This window comes from Cellulomonas sp. SG140 (genome assembly GCF_025770785.1).
In the GTDB taxonomy this organism is placed as follows: domain Bacteria; phylum Actinomycetota; class Actinomycetes; order Actinomycetales; family Cellulomonadaceae; genus Cellulomonas.
This window is the reverse complement of sequence record NZ_JANZLA010000009.1, coordinates 36952-62116: the sequence shown is the minus strand read 5'-3', so window position 1 is coordinate 62116 and position 25165 is coordinate 36952. Positions and strand designations below refer to the sequence as shown.

At 74.2% G+C, this 25165-nt stretch carries 19 protein-coding genes; 9 read left to right on the top strand and 10 right to left on the bottom strand.

Annotation, left to right across the window (positions count from 1 at the left end):
• Positions 1-375 precede the first annotated feature (375 nt).
• Positions 376-894: a hypothetical protein gene (locus tag N0B34_RS15435; RefSeq protein ID WP_263731407.1), complete on the bottom strand. Its 519-nt coding sequence runs from the start codon at positions 892-894 to the stop codon at positions 376-378.
• 169 nt (positions 895-1063) lie between these two features.
• Between N0B34_RS15435 and N0B34_RS15430 the strand changes: the two genes are divergently transcribed.
• Positions 1064-1585, top strand: coding sequence for an O-acetyl-ADP-ribose deacetylase (locus tag N0B34_RS15430; protein ID WP_263731408.1), 522 nt, complete (start codon positions 1064-1066; stop codon positions 1583-1585).
• A gap of 26 nt (positions 1586-1611) precedes the next feature.
• Here N0B34_RS15430 and N0B34_RS15425 read toward each other — a convergent pair whose 3' ends face one another.
• Complete coding sequence (locus N0B34_RS15425) at positions 1612-2661, bottom strand: aminotransferase class V-fold PLP-dependent enzyme (RefSeq protein ID WP_263731409.1); 1050 nt, start codon at positions 2659-2661, stop codon at positions 1612-1614.
• An 84-nt stretch (positions 2662-2745) separates the two neighbouring features.
• Between N0B34_RS15425 and N0B34_RS15420 the strand changes: the two genes are divergently transcribed.
• Complete coding sequence (locus N0B34_RS15420) at positions 2746-3780, top strand: LysR family transcriptional regulator (RefSeq protein WP_263731410.1); 1035 nt, start codon at positions 2746-2748, stop codon at positions 3778-3780.
• Here N0B34_RS15420 and N0B34_RS15415 read toward each other — a convergent pair.
• From N0B34_RS15415 to N0B34_RS15405, 3 genes are read right to left on the bottom strand one after another with little or no spacing between them, the layout of a single operon-like run.
• Positions 3770-4633, bottom strand: a complete 864-nt coding sequence (locus N0B34_RS15415; RefSeq protein ID WP_263731411.1) for a Cof-type HAD-IIB family hydrolase — start codon at positions 4631-4633, stop codon at positions 3770-3772. The genes N0B34_RS15420 and N0B34_RS15415 overlap by 11 nt on opposite strands.
• On the bottom strand, positions 4630-5184 hold the full coding sequence (locus N0B34_RS15410; RefSeq protein ID WP_263731412.1) for an alpha/beta family hydrolase: 555 nt from the start codon (positions 5182-5184) through the stop codon (positions 4630-4632). The genes N0B34_RS15415 and N0B34_RS15410 overlap by 4 nt, the downstream gene beginning before the upstream one ends.
• Positions 5181-5876, bottom strand: a complete 696-nt coding sequence (locus N0B34_RS15405; RefSeq protein ID WP_263731413.1) for a vancomycin high temperature exclusion protein — start codon at positions 5874-5876, stop codon at positions 5181-5183. The genes N0B34_RS15410 and N0B34_RS15405 overlap by 4 nt, the downstream gene beginning before the upstream one ends.
• Before the next feature lie 36 nt (positions 5877-5912).
• Here N0B34_RS15405 and N0B34_RS15400 point away from each other — a divergent pair, with 36 nt between their 5' ends.
• Both N0B34_RS15400 and N0B34_RS15395 read left to right on the top strand, forming a co-directional pair.
• The gene (locus N0B34_RS15400; protein ID WP_263731414.1) at positions 5913-6416 is read left to right on the top strand and encodes an acyl-CoA thioesterase; all 504 of its coding nucleotides are present in this window, start codon (positions 5913-5915) and stop codon (positions 6414-6416) included.
• Between the two features lie 76 nt (positions 6417-6492).
• Positions 6493-6939, top strand: coding sequence for a hypothetical protein (locus N0B34_RS15395; protein WP_263731415.1), 447 nt, complete (start codon positions 6493-6495; stop codon positions 6937-6939).
• 6 nt (positions 6940-6945) lie between these two features.
• Here N0B34_RS15395 and N0B34_RS15390 read toward each other — a convergent pair whose 3' ends face one another.
• Positions 6946-7719, bottom strand: a complete 774-nt coding sequence (locus N0B34_RS15390; RefSeq protein WP_263731416.1) for an SIR2 family NAD-dependent protein deacylase — start codon at positions 7717-7719, stop codon at positions 6946-6948.
• Between the two features lie 94 nt (positions 7720-7813).
• Between N0B34_RS15390 and N0B34_RS15385 the strand changes: the two genes are divergently transcribed.
• From N0B34_RS15385 to N0B34_RS15370, 4 genes are all read left to right on the top strand, one after another.
• Positions 7814-9556, top strand: a complete 1743-nt coding sequence (locus N0B34_RS15385; protein WP_263731417.1) for a GAF domain-containing protein — start codon at positions 7814-7816, stop codon at positions 9554-9556.
• A 180-nt stretch (positions 9557-9736) separates the two neighbouring features.
• The gene (locus N0B34_RS15380) at positions 9737-12316 is read left to right on the top strand and encodes an ATP-dependent Clp protease ATP-binding subunit (RefSeq protein ID WP_263731418.1); all 2580 of its coding nucleotides are present in this window, start codon (positions 9737-9739) and stop codon (positions 12314-12316) included.
• Positions 12317-12499: 183 nt separating this feature from the next.
• Positions 12500-14029: an APC family permease gene (locus N0B34_RS15375; RefSeq protein ID WP_263731419.1), complete on the top strand. Its 1530-nt coding sequence runs from the start codon at positions 12500-12502 to the stop codon at positions 14027-14029.
• A gap of 170 nt (positions 14030-14199) precedes the next feature.
• Positions 14200-15177 (top strand): GGDEF domain-containing protein, encoded by a 978-nt coding sequence (locus tag N0B34_RS15370; protein ID WP_263731420.1) that lies wholly within the window; start codon positions 14200-14202, stop codon positions 15175-15177.
• Positions 15178-15221: 44 nt separating this feature from the next.
• Here N0B34_RS15370 and N0B34_RS15365 read toward each other — a convergent pair whose 3' ends face one another.
• Positions 15222-15995, bottom strand: a complete 774-nt coding sequence (locus N0B34_RS15365) for an energy-coupling factor ABC transporter ATP-binding protein (protein WP_263731421.1) — start codon at positions 15993-15995, stop codon at positions 15222-15224.
• A gap of 175 nt (positions 15996-16170) precedes the next feature.
• Here N0B34_RS15365 and N0B34_RS15360 point away from each other — a divergent pair, with 175 nt between their 5' ends.
• On the top strand, positions 16171-17835 hold the full coding sequence (locus N0B34_RS15360) for a N,N-dimethylformamidase beta subunit family domain-containing protein (RefSeq protein WP_263731422.1): 1665 nt from the start codon (positions 16171-16173) through the stop codon (positions 17833-17835).
• A gap of 15 nt (positions 17836-17850) precedes the next feature.
• Here N0B34_RS15360 and N0B34_RS15355 read toward each other — a convergent pair whose 3' ends face one another.
• From N0B34_RS15355 to N0B34_RS15345, 3 genes are read right to left on the bottom strand one after another with little or no spacing between them, the layout of a single operon-like run.
• Positions 17851-21402 (bottom strand): proline dehydrogenase family protein, encoded by a 3552-nt coding sequence (locus N0B34_RS15355; protein WP_263731423.1) that lies wholly within the window; start codon positions 21400-21402, stop codon positions 17851-17853.
• Between the two features lie 60 nt (positions 21403-21462).
• Positions 21463-22788: a glycosyltransferase gene (locus N0B34_RS15350; protein WP_263731424.1), complete on the bottom strand. Its 1326-nt coding sequence runs from the start codon at positions 22786-22788 to the stop codon at positions 21463-21465.
• Positions 22785-25058: a glycoside hydrolase domain-containing protein gene (locus tag N0B34_RS15345; RefSeq protein WP_263731425.1), complete on the bottom strand. Its 2274-nt coding sequence runs from the start codon at positions 25056-25058 to the stop codon at positions 22785-22787. Before N0B34_RS15345 ends, N0B34_RS15350 begins: the two co-directional genes overlap by 4 nt.
• Positions 25059-25165: the final 107 nt, after the last annotated feature.

Here is a 25165-nt window from a genome sequence, read left to right as displayed (position 1 = left end):
CCACCGCGAACGGGACGACTGCGATCGACCGCCCGGTCCGTGATGGCCCTCGCGTCGTCGCCGCGAGTCGTCGGGTTTCCCCGCCGATCTGGCCGTCCGTTCTCCGGTCGGTCCGATCCTCGACGACCTGTCCCCGTCGGTGGGATCTCCCCGGGGGGAGTCTCTCTCCGTCGGTTCTCGGTGCCGAGGCCGATGAGTGATTTCTAGTCGCGCCTTGACGGGCCCACAAGGGGTTCTGGAGAGCAACTTTGTGCACAGTTGACCTCACAGCTCTGTGCACAGGACGACCTGCGACAACGCTGGTCAGGCACAGGCCTGTGGACGGAATTTGTGGACAGTTCGCGTGTCGTTCACCCGGTCGGCGGCAGGCCGTCCCTAGCCTTGGTCCCGGTACAGGCCCCTCGGAGTAAGCGTCCGAGGGGCCTCGCCATGTCCGGGCACCGTCGCCGCCCGCATCGTCCTTGCTCCCCACCACGCCACGCGTGCCAGCACGGCCGCCGTGGGCAGCTCGACCAGCACGGCCATCGCGACCGCCTGCCACAGCTCCACCCGCGTGGTGGACGTCATCACGTCGAACCACGCGTCGAGCACGAAGAGCGGGACGCTCACCGCGGCGCTGAACGCCGACACCCAGTGGCCACGGCGCAGCGCGACACCGGTCACCAGCAGCCCCAGCACCTCCAGCGAGTCGACCATCACCCAGGTCAGCTGCCAGCTGCCCAGCCCGGTCCACGCCGCCGACCAGGACTGCCGCAGAGCGGACGGCGGGAGCGAGCTGCCCAACCAGCACGCCCACGCGGAGAGGGCGGCGGCCCCCATGACGAGCAGGGCCCCGGTGCGCCGGACGGCCGACGGGGCGACGTCGGGTCCGAGCGGGGCGGCGGTGCGGGGCACGTCGTCCACCCTCACCTGCAGCCGACGACGGCGGAATCGGGGTGTCCCCCGATCGCACCCCGGATCCTCCGCCCCCCGTCTCAGGGGGCGGACCCCCGGAGCGGGTCGGCCGGTGCCGGCGGCGGGCGGTGCGGATGACCGACGGCGCCGGACGGGCGACGATGGGCGGGTGCAGCTCGAAGCGGTCCGCGGCGACATCACCACCGAGCACGTCGACGCGATCGTGAACGCGGCGAACTCGTCGCTGCTGGGCGGCGGCGGTGTCGACGGTGCGATCCACGCCGCGGCGGGTCCGCGGCTGCTCGCCGCGTGCCGCGAGCTGCGGGCCACCACCCTGCCGAAGGGCCTGCCGGTGGGTGACGCCGTCGCCACACCAGGCTTCGACCTGCCGGCGCGGTGGGTGGTGCACACCGTCGGTCCCAACCGGCACGCCGGTCAGGACGACCCGGAGCTGCTGGCGTCGTGCTTCCGCCGCTCGCTCGACGTCGCGGCGGAGGTCGGGGCGCGCAGCGTCGCGTTCCCGGCGGTGAGCGCCGGGGTGTACGGCTGGGACGTGACGCAGGTGGCCCGGGTGGCGGTGGCGACCGTGCGGGAGTGGGGCCGGACGCACCAGGGCGGTCCGGAGACGGTGCGGTTCGTGCTGTGGAACGACGCGGCGTTCCGCGCGTTCGCCGCCGCGCTGGAGGGCTGAGCTCGGCAGCCGTCGCCGTCCCGCGGTCAGCCCCGGAGCGCCTCCACGGCGGCCGCGACGTCGTCGTCGTCGTTCCAGACGTGGAAGGACAGGCGGGCGCAACCCCCTCGCGCCGCCGCTCGTAGTCCCGCCCGTACCAGCCGGGCGCCCGCGGACCCGTCCGGGTCCGGCAGGGAGACGATGGCGCTGCCGGCCGGGTCGAGGTCCAGGCCGGCGCGCAGCCCGTCCGCGAGCGCGACGTCGTGGCGGCGGACGGCGTCGGGCGCCGGTCCGGCCAGCTCGTCGGCGAACGCCTCGAGGGCGGGGGTCGCACCGAGCCAGCACAGCCACGCCGGGGACAGGTCGAAGCGCCGGGAGTCGTCCGCCAGGCGCAGGTCGTGGCCGTAGACGGAGGACCAGACGTCGGCACCGGCGTACCAGTTGGCGTGCACGGGCTGCAGCCGGTCGCGGGCCCGCGGGCCGGCGGTGAGGAACGTCACGCCGCGCGGCGCGCAGAGCCACTTGTAGGCGCTGGTCACCGTGACGTCGAAGCGACCGGCGTCCACCGGCAGCCAGCCGGCCGCCTGGGTCAGGTCGACGACGGTCAGCGCGCCGACCCGGTGGGCGGCCTCCATCACGGCGTCGGTGTCGGCGACCGCGCCGTCGTGCGATTGGACCAGGGAGAACGCCACGACGTCGGTCCCGGTGCCGATCCGGTCGGCCAGCTCGGCGAGCGGCACGGCGCGCACCCGCAGGTCCGTGCGGACGAGGAACGGGTAGGTGACGGACGTGAAGTCGCCCTCGACCGTCAGCACCTCCGCCCCCGCGGGCAGGCTGGTGGCGACCATGCCGACCAGGGCGGCGGTCTGCGCCGCCACCGCGACATCGGCCGTGGGGACCCCGACGATCCGGGCGAACGCCGCGCGGCTGGCGGCGACCGCGGCGTCGTAGTCGGCGAGGTCGTGCTCGGCACGGCTCCAGCGCTCGACACCGTCGACCAGCGCGGAGACCGTGCCGGCGACGGGCAGCCCGCACGTGGCGGCGTTCAGGTACCCGCGGGTCGGCGCGAAGCGCGTGCGGAGGGTGTCGAGCGTCATGACGACGAGCGTCCCGGGCACCGTGGCATCACACAACGGCGAATTCGGCCCCGAGGCCATCCATTCTCGTTATGCTTCCGCGCCATGGGGAGACTGGAAGGGCGTGGTGCCGCCGCGGTGGCCGGCGACGAGGGGGAGACGGTCGGCGCCCTCGCCGGGCTCGACGTCGGCGGTCTGCGGCTGCTGCAGGCGATCGCCGAGCACGGCACCCTGACCGCGGCGGCGGCGGTGCTGGGGACCAGCCAGCCGGCGGTGTCCCAGCACGTCCGGCGCCTGGAGCGCCGCCTCGGCACGGCGCTGCTCGACCGGTCCGGCAGGCGCGTGCGGCTCACCGAGGCCGGAGCGGTGCTGGCGGCGCACGGTCGGACCGTGAACGCGGCGGTCCGCGCGGCGGCCGCGCAGGTCACGGCGCTGACCGGGTTGCGTGCCGGGGTGGTGCGGGTGGTCGCGTTCCCGTCGTCGTCGGCCACGCTGGTGCCGCTCGCGCTCGCCCGGCTGCGCCGCGAGCATCCCGGGCTGACGGTGACGCTGGACGAGGCCGAACCGCCCGAGGCGCTCGCCCGGCTGCGTGCCGGCACGTGCGACGTCGCGGTCACGTTCGCGTACGCGGAGAGCGGCTCGACGGCCACCCCGGGTCTCGTGGGGCACGCCGGGGCGGACGCCGCCCGGGACGCGGAGCTGTCCGGGCTCGTCGCGCGGCACCTGCTCGACGACCCGACGCTCGCCGTGCTCCCCGCGGACCACCCGCGCGCCGACGACCCGCACCTGCAGCTGTCCGACCTGGCGGACGAGACCTGGATCGCCGGCTGCCCCCAGTGCCGGGGACACCTGCTGCACTCCGCCGCCGCGTGCGGGTTCGCTCCCGAGATCGCGTACGCGACGGACGACTACGTCGCCGTGCTGTCCCTGGTCGCCGCCGGGCTCGGCGTCGCGCTGCTGCCGCGGCTGGTGCGCCAGACGGGGCAGCGGCACCCGGGCGTCGTGCTGCGGCCGGCCGCCGGCACGTCCGCCCGCCGGGTCTACGCCGTGACCACGCCGGACCTGATCCGTGTCCCGGCGGTCGCCGCGACCCTCGACGCGCTCGCGGCCGCCGCCCCGGCCGCAGCAGTCAGCGGCTGAGCACGCCGTCCAGCTGCAGGGCCGAGGCGATGGTGCGCACCACCCCGTTGGCGTTGTTGCCCGGTGCGACGTAGCGGGCCTCGGCCCGCACCTGCGGGTGCGCGTTGTCCATGGCGAACGACCACGCGGACGCCCTCAGCAGCCCGAGGTCGTTGAGGTAGTCGCCGAACGCCATCGTCTGCTCGCGCGTCACGCCGAGCGCCCGCTGCGCGGCCTGCAGGGCGTGCCCCTTGTCGGCGCTCGGGCTCATCACGTCCACCCAGTGCTCGCCGGAGACGACCACGCGGACGGGGCCGTCGAACGTCGCGAGGACGGGCGCGGCACCCCGCTCGGCGGAGTCGAAGTCGTAGACCGCCAGCTTGAGCACCTCGTCGTCCACCGCCCGCAGGTCGTCGACCAGCTCCAGCCGCGCGTAGTACGGCTCGGCCTGCTCGAGGAACGCCCGGTCGGTCCGCTCGACGTACGCCGACCGCTTGCCGCACAGCACGGTGCCGACGTCCGCGCCGGAGGCGGCCAGCTGCCGCACCGCGTCGACCACCGGCAGGGCGGCGTCCCGGCTCACGCCGTCCGAGCTGAGCTCCTGCTCGTCGCGCACCACGTAGGCGCCGTTCTCCGCGATGTACACGAGGTCGTCGCGGCCGAACTGCCGGCGCAGCGTCGCGTACTGGCGGCCGGATGCGGGGCACAGCACCACGCCCCGCTCGTGCAGGGCGTCGAGCAGCGGCCAGAAGCTCGGGTCGATCCGCTTCTCGTCGTCCAGCAGCGAGCCGTCCATGTCCACCGCGATCAGCCGGACGTCCGGGACGGTGCCGAGCGCGGGCGGGTCGAGGACGGGCTGGTCGGCTGGGGTCACCCGTCGATTGTCGCCGACGAGGCCCCCGGGACGGACCGGAGCCAGGCCTGGACAGCGGCGGCCACCGGCCCGTCGGCAGGGGCGTGCGCACCCGGGACGAGCGTGAGCGTCAGCGGGCCGGCGACCGTGGCCAGGTGCGTGCGCAGCTCGTCGGGCGTGCCGAACGGGTCCCGGTCGCCGCTGACGGCGAGCACGGGGACGGTGATCCGCGGCAGGTGCTCCACGCGCAGCTTCTCCGGGCGGCCCGGCGGGTGCAGCGGGTAGGACAGCAGCACGAGCCCGGCGACAGCCAGCCCGTGGGCGACGGCCATCGAGCACATCCGGCCACCGAACGAGCGGCCGCCGACCAGGAGCTGCGCGGTGCCGACCCCGAGGTCCGCGGCGAACGTGGCGGCCAGGCGTCCGACGGCCGTGACGGCGGCGACGGCCGACCGCGGCAGGTCCACGCGGCGCACCGGGAACGGGGCGAGAGCGCGCTCGAGGGTGACGAGCGTGCGGTGGTCGCGGGTGGCGCCCGCCCCCGGTGCGAGCAGCAGGCCGGCGGGGGTCACGACGCGGGGGCGGAGGGCGTGGTCAGGGCCGTGCGCACGCTGTCCTCCGGCTGTCCGAGGAACACCGGCCGGCGGTGCGTGAGCGCGTCCCACGCGCCCTTCCACGACGCCGGCACCTCGCGCAGCCGCCACAGCACCGCCTGCCGCGGCGTCACCGAGGCGGCCGACACGCCGACGCCCGTGGAGTCGATGCCCGCCGCACGGCAGGAGAACAGCGCCCGACGCAGGTGGTAGTCCTGCGTCACCACCACGGCCGAGGTCACGCCGAAGATCTGCCGGGCGCGCACGCAGCTGTCGTGGGTGTCGAACCCGGCGGCGTCGCGGACGATCCTCGCGTCGGGGACGCCGTGCTGCAGCAGCCAGGTCCGCATCGCCCCCGGCTCGTCGTGGTACGGCGTCGAGTTGTCGCCGCTGACCAGGATCACCTGCACCGTGCCCGCCGCGAACAGCTGCCGCGCGGCCTCCAGACGACGGGCGAGGTACACCGACGGGGTGCCGTCCGGCTCCAGGCCGGCGCCGAGCACCAGCGCCACGGGCTTCGGGGCGACCGAGGCGACGTCCGGCTGCACCGCCGTCTGGCCGACCGCCTGGACCACCAGCACCGGACCGAGCCCGACGACGAGGGCGCCGGCCAGCACCCACCACCACGGTCGGCGCGAGCGTGCCGAGGACGGGGCGGGAGCGGCTGGCACGGGCCGAGCGTAGGCCTCGGGGCTACGGTCCGACGTGTGAACGGTCAGCCGAACGGTGAGTCGAACGGTGCGCAGGTCGGTGCGCAGGTCGGTGCGCAGGTCGGTGCTCGCGGGCGCGTGGTGATGCCGGTCCGCTGGTCCGACGTCGACCTGTTCGGGCACGTGAACAACGCGGCGTTCCTGCGGTACCTGGACGATGCGAGGTTCACCCTGTTCCCGCAGATGGGCGTCGACGAGTCGGGGGCGCTGACGGCCTCGCTGCTGGTGGTGGCCAAGCACGAGATCGACTACCTGGCGCCGCTGACCTTCCGTCCCGTGCCGTTCGTCGTCGAGGTGTGGGTGCCGCGGACCGGCCGGTCGTCGGTGGACATCGCCTACGAGATCCGGGACGCACCGGAGGACGGCGCCGTGTGCCTGCGGGCACGCACCCGGATGGTGCAGCTGGACGCGGCGACGCACCTGCCTCGGCCGTTCACCGACCAGGAGCGTGCGGCCTTCGAGACGTACACGGGGCCGGAGCCGCTGCTGCACGGCTGGTGAGCCGGATCGGCTTCCGATTCCGAACCGGATACCCATGGGGGTATATCGTCGAGACCTGAACCCGACCGGAGGTCCCGTGCCCCAGCACCCGTTCGCGCCGTCGTCCGCTCCGACGCCCCCGCCCGTGCTCGGCACGCCGGCGCCTGAGCGCGCCGGGGTGCAGCGCCGTCGGCTGGTCGCCGTCGTCGTGGCGCCCCTGGTCGCCGCGGTGCTGCTGGTCGTCTCGGGCGGCCCCGCAGGGCCCGGCTGGACCGCCGGCGCGCTGGTGGTCGCCGTGCTCGTCGGGGCCACCGCCGCGACCTACGTCCCCGACCCCGGCCGACCCTGGTCGTCGCGCCTCGGCTGCACGCCCTGTGCCGGTGCGGCCGGTGCCGCCTCGCTGGTCGCACTGGTGGTGGTCGCCTCGGCGCCCGGCGACCTGGGGCAGGCGATGCTGGCGCTCGCCATCGGCGGTGCCGGGCTGATGCAGCGGGTCCGCGGCGCCGGCGAGGCGTGCCCGACGGGACCGGGCCGGCAGGGCTGAGGCGGTTCAGCCGGCCGCGGAGCCGACCTCGTCCAGCAGGCGCGCGACGAGGGCCGGGACCGCCTGGTCGATCGGTTCGCGGATCACCTCGGCCGCGAGGTGGTCGTACGGCGTCGGCTGCGCGTTGACCACGACGAGCCGGGCGCCCCGGTCCACCGCCAGCCCGGCCAGGCTCGCCACGGGCTGCACGGTCAGCGTGGTGCCGATCGCGACGAACACCTCGGCGTCCGTCGCCGCGTTCACGGCCCGCTCCAGCGCCTCGTCGGGAAGCCGCTCACCGAAGTAGACGATGTCCGGCTTGAGCACGCCTGCACCGCACTCGGTGCACCCCGGGTCGGGCTCGTCGGTCAGGCGCGCCAGCACCTGCTCGGTGGGCCAGCGCGCGCCGCAGCGCATGCACGACGTCGTGGTCAGCGTGCCGTGCAGCTCGACGACGAGCCGCGGGTCGGACCCGGCGCGCTGGTGCAGGCCGTCGAAGTTCTGCGTCAGCGCCGCGATCAGCAGGCCCGCACGCTCGAGCTCCACCAGCGCCCGGTGCGCGGCCGTCGGCTGCGCCGCCCACGCCGGGTGGTCCCGCCACATCGCCCAGCCACGCGCCCGGAGCTCGGCGGCGGCCATGTACCGGCCGATCTCCAGGAGCTCGGCGGCGGCGGGGTCCTGCGTCCAGACGCCCTGCGGTCCACGGAAGTCGGGGATGCCGGATCCGGTGGAGATGCCCGCACCGGTGAGGACGGTGACGGTCGGCTGCGGGCCGTGGTGGTGGTCGTGGTGGTCGTTCATCGCGCCGTCGACCGTACGCCGGTGCGGGGCGGGTGCGGTGCGTCGTACCGGCAGGCACTAGGACCTAGGTCCTAGGTCGTTCTACGGTGTGCGCGTGGCAGTGCAGGACGGTGCGGTGGGGGAGCACGAGGGGGAGCGCGAGACGGACGGGCGCGAGACGGATCGCCCCGGTCGGACGGGTGGTTCCGGCGACCTCGGAGACGGTGAGGGCGGCGTGCTGCTGTCGGCGATCCTCGGCATGGCCGGGGACCTGGACGTGGCGAGCCTGCTCGAGCGCTTCGTCGCGGCGAGCGCCGAGCTGACCGGCGCCCGGTACGGCGCGATCAACATCGTCGACGACACGGGCACGTCGATCACCTTCGTCCAGACGGGCGTGGACCCGGCGACGGTCGCCGCCCTCGGCCACCCGCCGCACGCGTGGGGCGTGCTCGGCTCGATCCCCGACCAGGGCGTGCTGCGGCTCGACGACCTGACCGACCACCCGAACTTCCACGGGCTGCCCGCCGCGCACCCGCCGATGGGCCCGTTCCTCGGCGCCGCGGTCCGGGTGCGGGGCCAGCGGTACGGGACGCTCTACCTGGCCGACAAGCCGGGCGGGTTCGGCCAGCAGGACGAGGGCGTGGTGCTCACCCTCGCCGCGGCGGCTGCCGTCGCGGTGCAGAACGCGGCGCTGTACCAGCTGCAGGTGCGCCGGCAGCGGTGGGCGCAGGCCGCTGCGCAGATCTCGACGATGCTGCTCGAGGGCGCCGACGCGGAGGACGTGCTGCAGGCCGTCGCGGACGCCGCGCGCCAGGTGGACGGCGCCGACGGGACGGTGCTGATCCTCCCCACCCCGGACGAGGCGCTGATCACCGAGATCGTGTCCGGCGACGCGGACGACCTGCTCGGCCTGGACGTGTCCGACGAGCCGCTGGTCCGCCAGGTGTTCGGCGGCCAGGACGGGCACGTCGGCTCGGCGTCCGCCGTGACGCCGGGCTCCCCGCTGGGCCGGTACGGACCGATTCTGCTGGCGCCGTTGCGCACCGAGGGGCAGGGCGTCGGCGTGCTGGCGGTGCTGCGACGCCCGGGTGCGCTGCCGTTCGAGCCGGACGACGTCGAGCTCGCCACGTCCTTTGCGCAGCAGGCCGCGCTCGCGTTCGTGCTGGCCGAGGCGCAGCACCTGCGCGGTCAGGCGGCGCTGCGCGGCGAACGTGCACGGATCGCGCGGGACCTGCACGACCTGGCGATCCAGCAGCTGTTCGCCGCCGGCATGCAGGTCGAGGCGGTCTCCAGCAACCCGTCGGAACCCGTGGGCGCCGGTGTCGCCCGCGCCCTGGACGAGGTCACCGAGCACATCGACGCCGGCATCCGGCAGATCCGCGTCATCGTGCGGGCGCTGGACGACCCGGACGCCAGCGTGCCGCTGGTGGCGCGCATCCGCGCCGAGGTGGAGATCGCCCGCGGGGCCCTCGGGTTCACCCCGACGCTGTCCGTGCAGGTGGACGGCGCCGAGCTCGACGTCGAGGACGAGGGGGAGCCGGCCGGACCGGTCGACGCCCTCGTCGCACCCGGCCGGGCCAACAACGTGGTGGCGGTGGTCCGGGAGGGGCTGGCCAACGTCGCGCGGCACGCGCGGTCGCGACGGGTCGACGTGCGGCTGCGGGTCACCTCCGGACCGGGCGGCTCGGTTGTCGTCGAGGTCGAGGACGACGGGGTCGGCGTGCCGGCCGCCCCCGAGCGCTCGTCGGGCACCAAGAACCTGGCGCTGCGCGCCCAGGAGGCCGGCGGCTCGTTCTCCCTGCTGCGCCCGCCGTCGGGGCGCGGCGCGCTGCTGCGCTGGTCGGCGCCGCTCGACTGACGGTCGACCGACCTCGGCCGTGGAAGCCCGACGAGGACGCCCGACAGCCGTCGTCACGCCTGCGGCGAACACGGGACGACCGGGCACAACCCCGCCGTTAGCATCGAACAACGCCGCTTCGTCGGCTCCGTGCAGCCCACGCGCGCGGGTCCCGAAGCTCGCTGCTCGTGAGGAGTGCACATGTTCGAGAGATTCACCGACCGAGCCCGTCGCGTGGTCGTCCTCGCCCAGGAAGAGGCGCGGATGCTCAACCACAACTACATCGGCACCGAGCACATCCTCCTGGGCCTGATCCACGAGGGTGAGGGTGTCGCGGCCAAGGCGCTGGAGTCCCTCGGCATCTCGCTCGAGGCGGTCCGCGCCCAGGTCATCGAGATCATCGGCGAGGGCCAGCAGGCCCCCTCCGGTCACATCCCGTTCACGCCGCGCGCCAAGAAGGTGCTGGAGCTGTCGCTGCGCGAGGCGCTGCAGCTCGGCCACAACTACATCGGCACCGAGCACATCCTGCTCGGCCTCATCCGCGAGGGTGAGGGCGTCGCCGCCCAGGTGCTGGGCAAGCTCGGCGCCGACCTGAACCGGGTCCGCCAGCAGGTGATCCAGCTGGTCTCCGGCTACCAGGGCAAGGAGCCCGTGGCGTCCGGCGGCCCGGCCGAGGGTCAGCCCTCCGGCAGCGCCGTGCTGGACCAGTTCGGCCGCAACCTGACGCAGGCCGCCCGCGACGGCAAGCTCGACCCGGTCATCGGGCGCGAGAAGGAGATCGAGCGGGTCATGCAGGTGCTGTCCCGCCGCACCAAGAACAACCCGGTGCTGATCGGGGAGCCCGGCGTCGGCAAGACGGCCGTCGTCGAGGGCCTCGCGCAGGACATCGTGCGCGGGGACGTGCCGGAGACGCTGAAGGACAAGCAGCTGTACACGCTGGACCTCGGCGCGCTGGTGGCCGGCTCCCGGTACCGCGGCGACTTCGAGGAGCGCCTGAAGAAGGTGCTCAAGGAGATCCGCACGCGCGGCGACATCATCCTGTTCATCGACGAGATCCACACCCTCGTCGGGGCGGGCGCCGCCGAGGGCGCCATCGACGCCGCCAGCATCCTCAAGCCGATGCTGGCCCGCGGCGAGCTGCAGACCATCGGTGCCACGACGCTCGACGAGTACCGCAAGTACGTCGAGAAGGACCCGGCCCTGGAGCGGCGCTTCCAGCCGATCCAGGTGGCCGAGCCGACGCTGGCGCACACGATCGAGATCCTCAAGGGCCTGCGGGACCGGTACGAGGCGCACCACCGCGTCTCCATCACCGACTCCGCGCTGGTCGCCGCCGCCACGCTGGCGGACCGGTACGTCAACGACCGGTTCCTCCCGGACAAGGCGATCGACCTGGTCGACGAGGCGGGCGCGCGCCTGCGCATCCGCCGCATGACGGCCCCGCCGGAGCTGCGCGAGCTGGACGAGGAGATCGCCAAGACGCGCCGCGACAAGGAGTCGGCGATCGACGAGCAGGACTTCGAGAAGGCCGCGCGCCTGCGCGACACCGAGAAGCAGCTCGGCCTGCGCCGCTCCGAGAAGGAGAAGGCCTGGAAGAACGGCGACCTGGACGCCGTCGCCGAGGTGGACGAGGAGCTGATCGCCGAGGTGCTGGCCAACGCCACGGGCATCCCGGTGTTCAAGCTCACCGAGGAGGAGTCCAGCCGGCTCCTGCGCATGGAGGAGGAGCTGCACAAGCGCGTCGTCGGGCAGGACCAGGCGATCCACGCGCTGTCGCAGGCGATCCGCCGCACCCGCGCCGGCCTGAAGGACCCGAAGCGGCCCGGTGGGTCGTTCATCTTCGCCGGCCCCACGGGCGTCGGGAAGACGGAGCTGGCCAAGGCGCTCGCCGAGTTCCTGTTCGGGGACGAGGACGCGCTGATCCAGCTCGACATGAGCGAGTTCTCCGAGAAGCACACGGTCTCGCGGCTGTTCGGCTCGCCCCCCGGCTACGTCGGGTACGACGAGGGCGGTCAGCTCACCGAGAAGGTGCGGCGTCGTCCGTTCTCCGTCGTCCTGTTCGACGAGGTGGAGAAGGCCCACGCGGACATCTTCAACTCGCTGCTGCAGATCCTCGAGGACGGTCGCCTGACCGACTCGCAGGGCCGGGTGGTCGACTTCAAGAACACCGTGATCATCATGACTACCAACCTCGGCACGCGGGACATCGCCAAGGGCATGCTGACCGGCTTCCAGGCCGGCGGCGACCTGTCGACGTCCTACGAGCGGATGAAGACCAAGGTCAACGACGAGCTCAAGACGCACTTCCGTCCGGAGTTCCTCAACCGCGTCGACGACGTGGTGGTGTTCCCGCAGCTGTCGCAGCCGGAGATCTTCGCGATCGTCGACCTGATGGCGGCCAAGCTGGACGCCCGCCTGCGCGACAAGGACATGGGTATCGAGCTCACCCCGGCGGCCAAGAAGCTGCTGTCGGAGAAGGGCTACGACCCGGTGCTCGGGGCCCGGCCGCTGCGCCGCGCCATCCAGCGGGACGTCGAGGACGCGCTGTCCGAGAAGATCCTGTTCGGCGAGCTGAAGTCCGGTCAGCTGGTGATCGTGGACGCCGAGGGCGAGGGACTGCTCGGGGAGTTCACCTTCCGCGGCGTGCCGATCGGCGACCGGGGCAAGCAGCCGGTGGCCGTGGGTGCCTCGGTCGGGACGCCCAACTCCGGCATCGACGTGCCGCCGGCCCCGCCGGCGTCGTCGCTCGGTGACGCGGGCACGGGCCTGATGCCGGCCTGACGCACCACAGCGGTTCCGAGAGGGCCTCGTTCCCGGTTCGCCGGGGGCGGGGCCCTCTTGCATGCGGCGTAGGACGATGGTCCCGGAGGGCCTCGGGACATCGGCGCAGGTGGGGCGATCGGCCGACCGGATGGTGACCGGAGGTCGTGCCGGAGGCCTGTGACGTGCCAGGATCGCCCGCTCGTGGAGCACAGTCGCGGTCAGTCCGCCCCCAGGAGCATCTTCCGGCGCACCTCTCCGGAGGACGCGCTCGCCGCGACGCACGACCCGCACCGGCAGCTGCGGCGCACCCTGACCCCCTGGGACCTGGCCGTGATGGGCGTCGCGGTGGCGGTCGGCGCGGGCATCTTCTCGGTCGGCGCGACGGCCGCGGCGAACTACGCGGGACCGGCCGTCATCGTGTCGTTCGTCGTCGCTGCCATCGTCTGCGGGCTGGCGATCATGTGCTACGCCGAGTTCGCGTCCTCGCTGCCGATCGCGGGATCGGCGTACACGTTCTCCTACGCGACGATGGGGGAGGGCGTCGCCTGGGTGATCGGGTGGGACCTGATCCTCGAGATGCTGCTGGCCGGCGCGGTGATCGCCAAGTTCTGGGGCGTGTACGTGGGGGACGCGCTGGCGCTGTTCGGGCTGCACGTGCCGATGCAGTTCCACGTCGGCGGCGTGAGCGTCGAGTGGGGGCCGGTGCTGGTGGTCGGCATCTTCACCACGCTGCTGGCGATCGGCACCCGCCTGTCCACCCGCGTGAACGCGGTGTTCACGGCGCTGAAGGTGGGCATCACGCTGTTCGTCGTCGTCGCCGGCTTCGCCTACGTCAAGGCCGCGAACTACCACCCGTTCGTGCCGCCGTCGCAGCCCTCCACCGCCGGCACCTCGGCGCTGCACCAGTCGCTGTTCGGCTGGCTGCTCGGCTGGGCCCCGGCCACCTACGGCGCCGCAGGCATCCTCTCCGGCGCCGCGCTGGTGTTCTTCGCGTTCATCGGGTTCGACGTCGTCGCGACCACCGCCGAGGAGACCAAGGACCCGCAGCGCACCATGCCGCGCGGCATGCTCGGCGGCCTCGCGGTGGTGACGGTACTGTACATCCTGGTCAGCGTCGTGGTGACCGGCATGGTGCCGTACACGGAGCTGGCCAAGTCGGCGAGCCCGTCGCTGACCACGGCGTTCGTGCTGGTCGGTGCGACGTGGGCGGGGAAGGTGATCTCCGTCGGCATCGTGCTGGGCCTGACGTCGGTGGTGATGGTGCTGCTGCTGGGCCTGACCCGCATCGTGTTCGCGATGAGCCGCGACGGGCTGCTGCCGCGCGGCCTGTCCCGCACGTCGCCGCGGTTCGGCACGCCGGCGCGGCTTCAGGTCGGTGCCGGTGTGGTGGTCGCGCTGATCGCCGGCCTCTCGCAGGTGCACCTGCTGGAGGAGATGATCAACATCGGCACGCTGTCCGCGTTCGTGCTGGTCAGCTTCGGGGTGCCGGTGCTGCGCAAGGCCCGCCCCGACCTGCCGCGCGGCTTCCGGGTGCCGTGGTCGCCGGTGCTGCCGTGGATCTCCGGCGTCGCCTGCCTGTGGCTGATGCTCAACCTGACGACGCTGACCTGGCTGCGGTTCGCGGTGTGGCTGGCGGTGGGCGCCGTGGTGTACGCGACGTACTCCTACCGGCACAGCCGGCTGGGTCGTGGCGAGGTGGTGCAGGCGCGCGAGGAGGACTCGCTGCTCTGACGGCCGGGGGCGGGCAGGCCGTCGTCGGCCCGGCGTCGTCTGCCCGTCGTGGTCCCGCCGCAGCCCCCGTCGTCCGAGGGTCGTCCGGGCGGTGAACGTTGGACGAACACTGCGCGCACCCACCCGTCCGGCCGTATGCCGATCGCCGTGCGGGATGGACCATGCTCCGCGTGCCGAACGACGTGAACCTCCTGGTCCGGGCCGCGCGCGCGACGGGCGCGACCCGGCCGGCCGTGATGCGAGACCTGGTCCGACCCCTGACCGTGACCGACGGGACCACCCCGATGAACGAGCTCGAGGTGCTGTTCCGCTCGCCGCACCTGCCGTGCATCGGCGTGCAGGACCCGGAGGACCCCTCGCGGCTGGGTCTGCTGACCCGCACGCGGTTCGCCGAGGCGATGACCGGGCGGCTCGGGTTCGGGCGGGCGGTGCTGACCCGGCAGCCGGTGGCGCAGGTCGCCGACTGGAACCCGCTGGTGGTGGACGAGCAGACCGCGGTGGTGGAGACGGCGGTCCGGGCGATCGAGCGGCCCGTCGAGTCGCGGTTCGACGAGGTGCTGGTGCGGGCGGACGCGTGGCAGATGGTCGGCACCGGCGACCTGATCGGCGCCCTGGTCGCGGCGCTGACCGGGCGGTCGCTGCACGACCCGCTGACCGGCCTGCCGTCCCGTGAGCTGGTCCGGCACACGATGCGGGACTGGGCGAAGCTGCTGCGCGGCACGCAGCGCCGCATGGTGGTGCTGCTGGTGGACGTCGTCGAGTTCGGCGCGATCAACGCGGCGCACGGCGAGGCCGTCGGCGACCTGGTGCTCCGCGCGATCGCCGAGCGGCTGACGCAGGTGGTGCCGAGCGGATTCCTGGTGGGCCGCACGGGCGGTGACGAGTTCATGGTGCTGGGGCTGCTGCCCGCGGCTGTCGAGCAGCGGGCGCCGGCGCAGCGCGAGGAGCTGCGGGTGCAGGTGGCCGCGGGGCTCGCCGGTTCGCCGGAGGATGGGACGGAGGGGCAGCTGCCGCCGCTGCGCGTGGTCGCGGCGGCGTCGACCCCCGGCTGGGCGGACCTGGACCTGCTGATGCAGGACGCGCAGCGGGCGATGCGGCTGGCCAAGCGCGGTGGTGACGGCCTGGCGCGGTCGGCGGGGGCCGCCTGACGGGTGTCGGGTGGTGGCTGGCGGACGGCGACCGACGGCTGGGCTCAGGACCAGCGCAGGGTCGCCTCGGGCAACGCCTCGACGAACTCGCGGGTGTCCGGGTGCACCGGGTCGGCCAGCACGTCGCGCAGGCTGCCGGTCTGCACCAGCTGCCCCTCGGCCAGCACGTGCACCCGGGTGGTCAGCTGCTCGAGCAGCCGCACGTCGTGCGAGGCGAGCAGCAGCCCGATGCCGGCAGGACCGACCAGGGCGGAGATCCGCTCCGCGATGTGGTGGCGCATGGCGGGGTCGAGCGCCGTGAGCGGCTCGTCGAGCAGCAGCACGTCCGGCCGGGCGGCGAGGGCGCTCGCGATCGCCAGCCGCTGACGCTCACCGCCGGACAGGGTGCCCACCTTGCGGCGGAGCACGTGCGCGGGCAGCTCCACGACGGCCAGGGCACCCTCGGCGTCGCCACCCGTGGACCGGCCGGCGGCGCGCGCCTCGTCGAGCGCGAGGCGGAGCACGCGCTCGGCGGTGTGCTCGGGGTCGGCGTTGGCCAAGCCGTTCTGGTGCACCGTCCGCAGCCGGGCGCGCAGCGCCTTGCGGTCGCGCCGCGCCGGCTTCGCCACGCGGCGGCCGTCGAAGGTCACCGAACCTCGGCTCGGCACCAGCGCGCCCGCGAGGACCTGCACCAGCGTGGACTTGCCGACGCCGGACAGGCCGAGCAGCCCGAGGGCGTCACCAGGGGAGACGTCGACGTCCACCCCGGCCAGCACCGCGGCACCGCCGTAGCCGGCCCACACGTCCCTCGCCTGCAGCAGGCCCGTCCCGTTGCCCATGACCGTCCTTCGTCGCCGTCCGGACCGCCGCGGTCCCGGTGGCGTCCAACGACCGACGCCCCAGGAAGGATCCCACTGCGGCGTGAGGGGCTCGTCACAGGAGGTGCGCACCGGCCCGGCGGCCGTCGGCGCGGGCCGGGAGGCGGGGTGAGCGGCTCCCGGTGACACTGACGTGATGTCGGCCGAGGACGGATCGGGAGCCCGACGCTCGCGGCGGTCCGGCCGCCGGGCGGCGGTGCTGGCGGGCGTGGCCGTCCTCGTCCTCCTCCTCGGCGCAGGGGCCGTGGTGCTCGCGGCGCGCGGTCGACCGGTCCAGGCGGCCGGGTCGTCGTCCCCGGGGCGCGTCCCGGATGCCGGCACCGCCGGCCCGACCGCCGGCCCGACCTCGTCGGTCGCGCCGCTGACCCCGACGGACGACTGGCACGTCGCCTCGCCGCCCGGGACCCACATCGAGGGCTATGCGGACCGCACCAGCGTCCGCACCGACGGCCAGGTGCAGCTGCGCGTGTCGGCCACGGGCAGGTCGTTCGGCGTGACGGTGCTCCGGATGGGGTCGTACGGCTCGTCGGTCGCGGCCCGACTGGCGCAGGCCGGGCCGTTCCGTGTGGTGGCGCAGCCGCCGTCGACCGTCGTGCCCGAGACCCGGACGGTCACCACGTCCTGGACCCCGACCGCCACCCTCACCGCGACGGGGTGGCCGCCGGGCGCGTACCTGCTGCGCCTCGAGGGGGACGACGGTGCTGAGGGCTACGTCCCGCTGACCGTGCGCTCGGACAGCACGGCCGGGAAGGTGGTGCTGGTCCAGGCGGTCACCACCTGGCAGGCCTACAACGACTACGGCGGCCTGAGCCTCTACCACGGCAAGGACGGGATGCCGGCGAGCCGGTCGTTCGCCGTGACGTTCGACCGGCCCTACGCCGAGGCCTCCGGCAGCGGCGACTTCCTCGGCAACGAGCTGCCTCTCGTGACGTTCGCCGAGCACCTCGGGCTTCCCCTCGCCTACGCGACGGACGTCGACCTGCAGGAGGACCCGCACCTGCTCGACGGCGCCCGCGCCGTGGTGTCCCCGGGGCACGACGAGTACTGGTCGACCTCGATGCGGCAGGCGGTGACCCGGGCCCGCGACGCCGGGACCAACGTGGCGTTCCTCGGCGCCAACGCCGTCTACCGGCACATCCGGTTCGGGTCCACGCCCGTGGGACCGGACCGGCTGGAGATCGACTACAAGAGCACCGCGGACCCGATCACCGCGACCGACCCCTCCGAGTCGACGACGCAGTGGCGCTCCGCTCCCGTGCCACGTCCGGAGAGCGACCTGGTCGGCGGCTTCTACCAGTGCAACCCGGTCAAGGCGCCGCTCGTCGTGGCGCACCGGCTGTCGTGGCTCACCGAGGGCCTGCAGCCCGGGCAGACGCTCGGGACGCTCGTCGGGCCGGAGTACGACCGGGTCGACCTCTCGGTGCCCACGCCCCATCCCCTCCAGGTCCTGTTCCACTCGCCCGTCACGTGCAAGCTCATGGGCCGGACCGTCCAGGACGCCGCGGACGTCACCTACTACACGACGACCAGCGGCGCGGGCGTGTTCGACGCGGGCACCAGCAAGTGGGTGTGCGCACTCGACGACACGGCGTGCGAAGCCGGGTGGGGCGACGCGGCGACGTACCAGGTGGTGCGGCAGGTGACCCAGAGGTTGCTGACCGAGGCGGCCAAGGGTCCGTTGGGTCGGACGCACCCGGCGCAGGACACCACGGGCGGTACGCCGGGGCGTGATGACGGGGTCGCCGGCATCCACGGAGGCGGCCCGACGCCGTCGACCCCTGGAGTCGCGCCGACGCCCTGAACGCTGGGAGGCGGCTCAGTCGACCGCGGCCTGCGCCGAACGCTCCAGCGCCCGGTCGGCGAGCGTGTCCGGGGTGCCGAACCGGTGGGCGGTGACGGTGACGGACTGCTCACGCAGGAACGTGAGCAGCTCCACCCGGCCGGACTCGGTGACGGGCTGACCGTAGACCGCCAGCTCGGGTCGCGGTCCGGTGGCGTGCGCGAGCGCGTCGGGGTCGCCGTCCACCAGCCGGATGCGGCCGGACGGCAGGCTGCGGACAGCGGCGAGCCACGTGGTGTCGTCCTCGGCGCGGACGGTCACGCCGAGGTCGTGCAGCACGGCGCCGAGCGGGGCTGGCAGCAGGTGCGACGTGGAGACGGTGACCTCGGCACCGGCCACCAGCCCGGCGCCGACCACGCGCAGCAGGGCGGCGACCGACCCGCGCCGGCCGAGCCGCACCAGCACCGGCACCGGCCGGTAGCGCAGGACGTTGCGCTCCGCGGCCAGGCCGGTGACGTCGTCGGACATCGAGAAGACGTCGCGCCAGGCGAGGGCGTCCGATGCGAGGGCCCGCTCGAGCGGACCGGCGGCGGGCGTCGCGGCACCGGTCGGCGCGACCGACGGGCTGTCGGAGGAGGACGACGAGGTCTGTGCCGGACCGACCGGCCGGAAGTCCGCCTCGTCGTGCGCGAACGGTGCATCGGCCACACCTGCGGCGCGGGCCGCCTCGAGCAGCCGGGTGGCCGCCGGACCCAACGGTGCGCCGTGCCGGGCGGGCGCGGAGGCCCAGTCGACCAGCGGCACCAGGGTGTTCGGACCGCCGGCCTTGGCGCCGGGGCCCACCGCGGACCGCTTCCAGCCGCCGAACGGCTGCCGCCGCACGATCGCCCCGGTGATGCCGCGGTTGACGTAGAGGTTGCCCGCCTCGACACGGGCCAGCCAGTGCGCCACCTCGTCCACGTCCTGGCTGTGCAGGCCCGCGGTCAGCCCGTAGTCGACACCGTTCTGCAGGTCGATCGCCTCGTCGAGCGTCTCGGCCGTCATCACGCCGAGCACCGGCCCGAAGTACTCGGTGCGGTGGAACGCCGATCCCGCCCGTACCCCGGCGCGCACGCCCGGCGTCCACAGGCGGCCGGAGTCGTCCAGGCGGCGCGGCCGCACGGCCCAGCTCTCGCCCGGCGCCAGGCGGGTCAGGCCGTCGAGCAGCTTGCCCTCCGCGGGCTCGATCACCGGCCCCATCTGCGTCGCCGGGTCGGCCGGGAAGCCGACGCGCAGGCTGGTCACCGCGTCGAGCAGCTGGTCGTGGAACCGCCGGGACGTGCCGACCGACCCCACCAGGATCACCAGCGACGCAGCCGAGCACTTCTGGCCCGCGTGCCCGAAGGCGGAGGCGACGACGTCGCGCACAGCCAGGTCGAGGTCGGCGCTCGGGGTCACGACGATCGCGTTCTTCCCGCTCGTCTCCGCCAGCAGGTGCAGCCCGGGCCGGAAGCCGGCGAACAGCCGCGCCGTCTCGAACGAGCCGGTGAGCAGCAGCCGGTCGACGCGCGCGTCGGAGACGAGGGCCTTGCCGAGACCGTCCTCGGCGACGTGCACCAGCGCCAGGACCTCGCGCGGCACACCGGCCGCCCACAGCGCCTCGGCCAGCACCGAACCGCACCGGGCCGCCTGCGGCGCCGGCTTGAGCACCACCGCCGAGCCGGCCGCGAGCGGGGCCAGCACCGAACCGGCGGCGATCGAGACCGGGAAGTTCCACGGCGGCGTCGCCAGGCTGAGCCGGACCGGGTGCGCGACGGCGCCGTCGATCCCTTCGAGCTCCTCCGCGAGCCCCGCGTACCAGCGGGCGAAGTCGACCGCCTCGCTGACCTCGGGGTCGGCCTGGTCGAGGGTCTTGCCGGTCTCGGCCGCCATCACCTCGCACAGGTCGCCACGGCGCCGCTCCAGCTCGTCGGCCGCCCGGCGCAGCACCGTGGCGCGCTCGCGGGCGGACAGGGCGCCCCACTCGGCGCCGGCCGCGGCGGTGGCGGCGAGGACGCGGTCGAGCTCCGCCGGGTCGGTCACCGTGTGCTCGTCGCGCGTCTGCGCGCCCAGCCGTGACGACGGGACGCGGGCGAGCAGCTCGCGTGCCCACTCCTGGTTCGCGGCGAGCGACGGGTCGGTGTCGGGGGCCGAGGCGAAGGGCCGGGCGTCGGACGAGGCCGCGGCGGCACGGCGCCGGTCCCGCGTGCGCCGCGGTGCCGGCACCTCGTCGCGCGTGTCCACCAGCGCCTGGAGCGAGGCGAGGAACCGGTCTCGCTCGCGGGTGAACGCGACCTCGTCGTCGGCCATCGTGAACAGCGACGACATCACGTTCTCCGGGCTGGCGGCCTCCTCGAGCCGCCGCACCAGGTAGGCGATCGCCACGTCGAAGTGCTCAGGGTGCACCACGGGCGTGTACAGCAGCAGCCGCCCCGTCGACCGGCGGACCGCCTCGGCCTGCCCGGTGGCCATGCCGAGCAGCATCTCCGTCTCCACCGCGTCCTGGACCCCACGCCGGCCGGCCAGCAGCCAGGCGAAGGCCAGGTCGAACAGGTTGTGGCCGGCCACGCCGAGGTGCACCTTCGCCGTCCGCTCCGGCGTCAGCGCCCAGTCCAGCACCCGCTTGTACGCGGTGTCCGTCTCCTGCTTGGTGTCCCAGGTGGCCGGCGGCCAGTCGTGCAGCTGCGCGTCGACGTGCTCCATCGACAGGTTCGCGCCCTTGACCAGGCGCACCTTGACCGGCGCACCGCCGCCGGTTCGCCGCGTGGCCGCCCAGTCCTGCAGCCGCTGCATCGCGCCCAGCGCGTCCGGCAGGTACGCCTGCAGCACCACGCCCGCGTGCAGGTCGCGCAGCTCCGGCCGGTCGAGCAGCCGCATGAACACCTCGAGGGTCAGGTCGAGGTCGCGGTACTCCTCCATGTCGAGGGTGACGACGGTGCCCGTCGCCGCGGCGCGTCGGTACAGGGGGAGCAGGTGGGCCACCACCTCGTCGACGGTCGCGTCGAACGCCCAGGGCGCGTGCGGACCGCTGACCGACGACACCTTGATGGACACGTGGTCGACGTCGGTGCGCTCGAGCAGCCTGGCGGTGCCCTCCAGCCGGCGGTCCGCCTCGCGGCGCCCGAGCACGGCCTCGCCCAGGAGGTTGAGGTTGAGGGCGACGCCATCGCGGCGCAGATGGGCGAGGGCGGCACCGAGGTGGGCGTCGGACGCGTCGACGACGAGGTGGCCGACCAGCTCGCGCAGCACCCGGCGGGCCATGGGGACGACGACGCCCGGTGCGACGGGTCCCGCGAGGCCGCCGGTCCGCACGGCCCAGCGCAGCGGCGCCGGCAGGAAGCCCGGCACGTCGCGGGACAGCGTCGCCAGCGCCCGGGCGGCCGCCGCCGGGTCCTCGGGACGCACCACCCGGTCGATGAACCCGACCGCGAACCGCAGCCCGGCGGGATCTCGCAGCAGCCCCGCCAGCAGGGACGCGCCCCGGTCGGGCGGCACGTCGGCAGCCTCGTCGAGCCAGCGGCGCACCAGCGCCTCGACGTCGGGGACCAGGTCGAGCAGCTCGTCGTCCATCCACTCGATCGTGGCCCGGTCGGCACCGCTCCGCGCGACGAACCGCCGCACCCGGCCGACTCAGACCAGCGACGCCCGCGCCGCGTGCACCTCCGCCACCCGCTCGAGGATCGCGTCCAGCACCGGCATGCGGTCGAACTGCCGCGCGTGCGCCAGCGCCTGCTCGGCCATCGACTCCCGCTCCACGTCGGACATGCCCAGCACCGCCCGGTCCAGGGCCGCCGCCAGCGCCGGCGGGTCCGCCGGCGGCACGATCAGCGCCGTGTCACCGACCGCCTCGCCGATCCCGCCGACGTCCGTGGTGATCACCGGCCCGCCGCCGGACAGCATCGACTCGACCAGTGCGATGCCGAACGTCTCGGTGAACTCCGGCATCGACTTGCTCGGCAGGGCGAACGCCCGCGCGCCGGCCATCAGGTGCGCCTTCTCCTCGTCGTCCACGTCGTGCAGGAACCGGATCCGCCCCGCCACCGCGGTCGTCGCCGCGAGCGCGTGCAGCGCCTCGGCCTGCGGTCCGTTGCCGGCCACCACCAGCTCCACCGACCCGGCCGCGCGGCTGGCGGCGTACGCCTCGATCAGGTCGTCCACCCCCTTGGCGTGCGCCAGCCGGGACAGGTAGAGGACGTAGCCGCCGCGGGTCAGCCCCCGCGCGGCGAGCACCGCGTCGGTGAGGTCGTCGTCCCGCGCCAGGTACGCACCGACGTCGATCGCGGGGTAGCTGACCTGCACCCGCTCCTCGCACTGCGCGGCGAACCGGGTGCCGTGCTTGGCGTCGATGGCGCGCGCCTCGCCGACGATCATGTCGCGGGTGTACCGGGACACCGCCAGGCACACGTCGTGGTCCAGGTAGCTGGCCAGCACCTGCGCGGCGGCCCCGAACCGGTCCTCCTCGACGCACGCGCGCACGACGTTGGTCACGTCCGAGCCGACCGCCTCCGCGACGGTCACCACGTCGACCGGCAGGCCGGTTGACCGGGCGATCCGCACGGCATCGGCCACCGCGGTGGCGTGCGGCGACAGGTACAGGGACATCGCCACGGTCGGCACGCCGTCGGTGAACAGCTCCACCAGCCGGCCGGTCAGCCCCGCGAGCCACCGTCCGTCGGGCACCTTGTAGTCGCCCACCGGACCGGGCCGCTCCACGGTGATGCCGTCGCTGTACGGCAGCACCCCGTCGAGGGGCTTGAGCGGCAGGCCGGCACGCTGCAGCACGTCCAGCGGCCAGGTGACGATCCGCACGTCGTCGAACCCGCGCCGCAGGGCCGCCTCGGCGAGGTTGCGCGCCTCGCCGGAGTGGCCGCAGATCACCGGGTCCGCCCGCACGACCAGCACCAGCCGTCGCGTCGGCGCGCGACCGGGGCCCGCACCGTCCGGAACCGTGCTCATGCTGCTCCCCCTGGTCGCACCACCGGCGTCGACAGCGTCGGCGGTCCGGAGCTGGTCGTCAGCGGCACGGGCGAGCGGGACGACGGCGGTCGGCTCGCCAGGTCCGTGCCCCAGCTGTTGGGCTCGACGCCGAGCCGCACCTGCAGGTGCCCGCCGCGGTGCACCTCGTGCCCGCTGAGCCACGACCGGTCCAGCGGCCGTCCGTTGAACGTGATGCCCTGCACGTACTGGGCGGGACCGCCGGGCTCCGGCTCCCGGAACCCCTCCGTCTCGATGGTCAGGGAGCGCCCCCCGACCTCCAGGGCCGCCGCCCGCCACGACGGTGCGTTCACCAGGAACCGGTTCTGCCCGGCCACCGGGAACAGCCCCAGGCTGGCCCACACGTACCAGGACGAGAGGCCGCCGGAGTCGTCGTTGCCGGGCAGCCCGCCGCGGCCGGTGCCGAACTGGTTGGTCACCACGTCGTGCACCACCTGCGCCGTGCGGTCGGGCCGACCGGCCCAGTGGTACGCGTACGGCGCCTCCATGTCCGGCTCGTTGTTCAGCCCCTCGAACCGGTCCAGCCGATAGCCGGCCGCCATCTCCGCCAGCTCGGGCTGCAGCCCGGGCTGCACCACGGGCGGTGCGCCGAACCCGAAGAACCGGTCGAGCAGCCCGACGAAGGCGTCGTCACCGCCGGCCAGCGCGATCCGCCCCGCCATGTCGTGCAGCAGCCGGAACGAGTAGTTCCACTTGCCGCCCTCGTAGTACGTCGAGTCGTGCAGCAGGCCGGTCGCCGGGTCGAAGGCGTTGGCCCACCGGTCGGCCAGCGGGGCGAACTGCTCGACGAGCGCGCGGTCGCCGACGTGGGCCGCGACGTAGGCCGTGCACCAGTACCCGAACGCCAGGTCCAGCGTGTGGCTGACCGGCTGCGCCAGGCCGCGCAGCAGGAACTCCTCGCCGTACGTGCGCCGCAGGTCGTTGTGCATGTGCACCAGCGCCCAGTCCCAGTCGACGCCGGGCAGGCCCAGCTGGCACACGTCGGCCAGGAAGGTGTGCGCGAGCGCCGAGCCCTGCCGGGAGAACTGGTCGGCACCGCGCGCCATCCGGTACCCGATCGGCAGGTTGCCCTCCTCCTCGGCGATCTGGATCAGCGCGTTGGCCAGCTCGACCGCCTTGTGCGGCCGCAGCGCCGTGATCAGCGGCAGCTGCGTGCGGTAGATGTCCCACATCGTCGCGATGTCGAACACGAACGGGCCGTCCATCGGCCAGAACGGGGACTCGTCCATCGCCAGGCACGGCTTGATCAGCGAGTGGTAGACGGCGGTGGACAGCACCGTCTGCCGCACGCGCGACGGGGTGTCCACCTGGACTCCGTCCAGGTGCTCGCGCCAGTCGGCGGCCGTCGCGGCACGTCGCACGGTGAAGCTGCGCGGCCCCGGACCGCAGTCGTGCTCGAGGTTCTCCTTCGCCTGCTCCACCCCGCGCAAGGAGAAGCCGAACCGCACCTCCACCACCTGGCCGGGCTCCGCCCGCCCGGCCCACATCAGCCCGAACGGCCGCAGCGTCGTCGGCCGGATCCGGTCGAAGTCGAGCCGCGTGCCCCCGGGCATCAGCCGGCGGTCGTACCAGAGCATCTGCCGCCAGGCCCCGGGTGCATCGCACTCGACGTGCACGGCCAGCGGCGCGCCCTCGACGACGATCTCGCCCTGCGCCACCCCGGGCGCCAGGGACGCCAGCCGAGCCCGCAGCGGCACCGTGCGGCCGTAGGGGATGATCAGGCCGCCCATCGAGAAGTCGATCACCACGCGCGCGTCGCGGTGCGCCGGGAACGTGTACCGGTGCACCGCGCTCTTGGGCCCGACGGTCAGCTCGCAGTGGATGCCGGACCCGAGCGTCGCGGAGTAGTAGCCGGGCTCCGCCTGCTCGTCGACCACGTCCCACAGCGACCCCAGGTCGTCCAGCGGCTGCAGCATGGGCGTGACGCGGAAGTAGTTGTAGTACTTGCGGATCGCGCCGGTCCCGGACTGCTGGAAGTGCGTGAAGCCGCTGGCCACCTGCCGGTCGTACAGCGGTACCGGCAGTCCCTCGGTGCCCAGGTCGTACCGGCCGTATCCGGTGGGGTAGGCCCCGGAGTACGCGCACGCCGACACCATGCCGAGCGGGTACGTGGCGCCGGGGTGCGTGTTGCCCACCTGCGGCTTGGGCCACCACCACGTGGCGGCCAGGCCCTGCGGCTGCGGGAGCTGGGTGGCCTCCGTGCCGATGAACGGGTCGACGTGCTCGAACACGTGCTCACCCCTCTCGTTGGCCGCATCGTGCCTGATCGGCGGAGGTTACGGCAGGGGGGTGACGGGCAGGTTGCGACGACACGTCCGGACGGCGACGGACGGGTCGG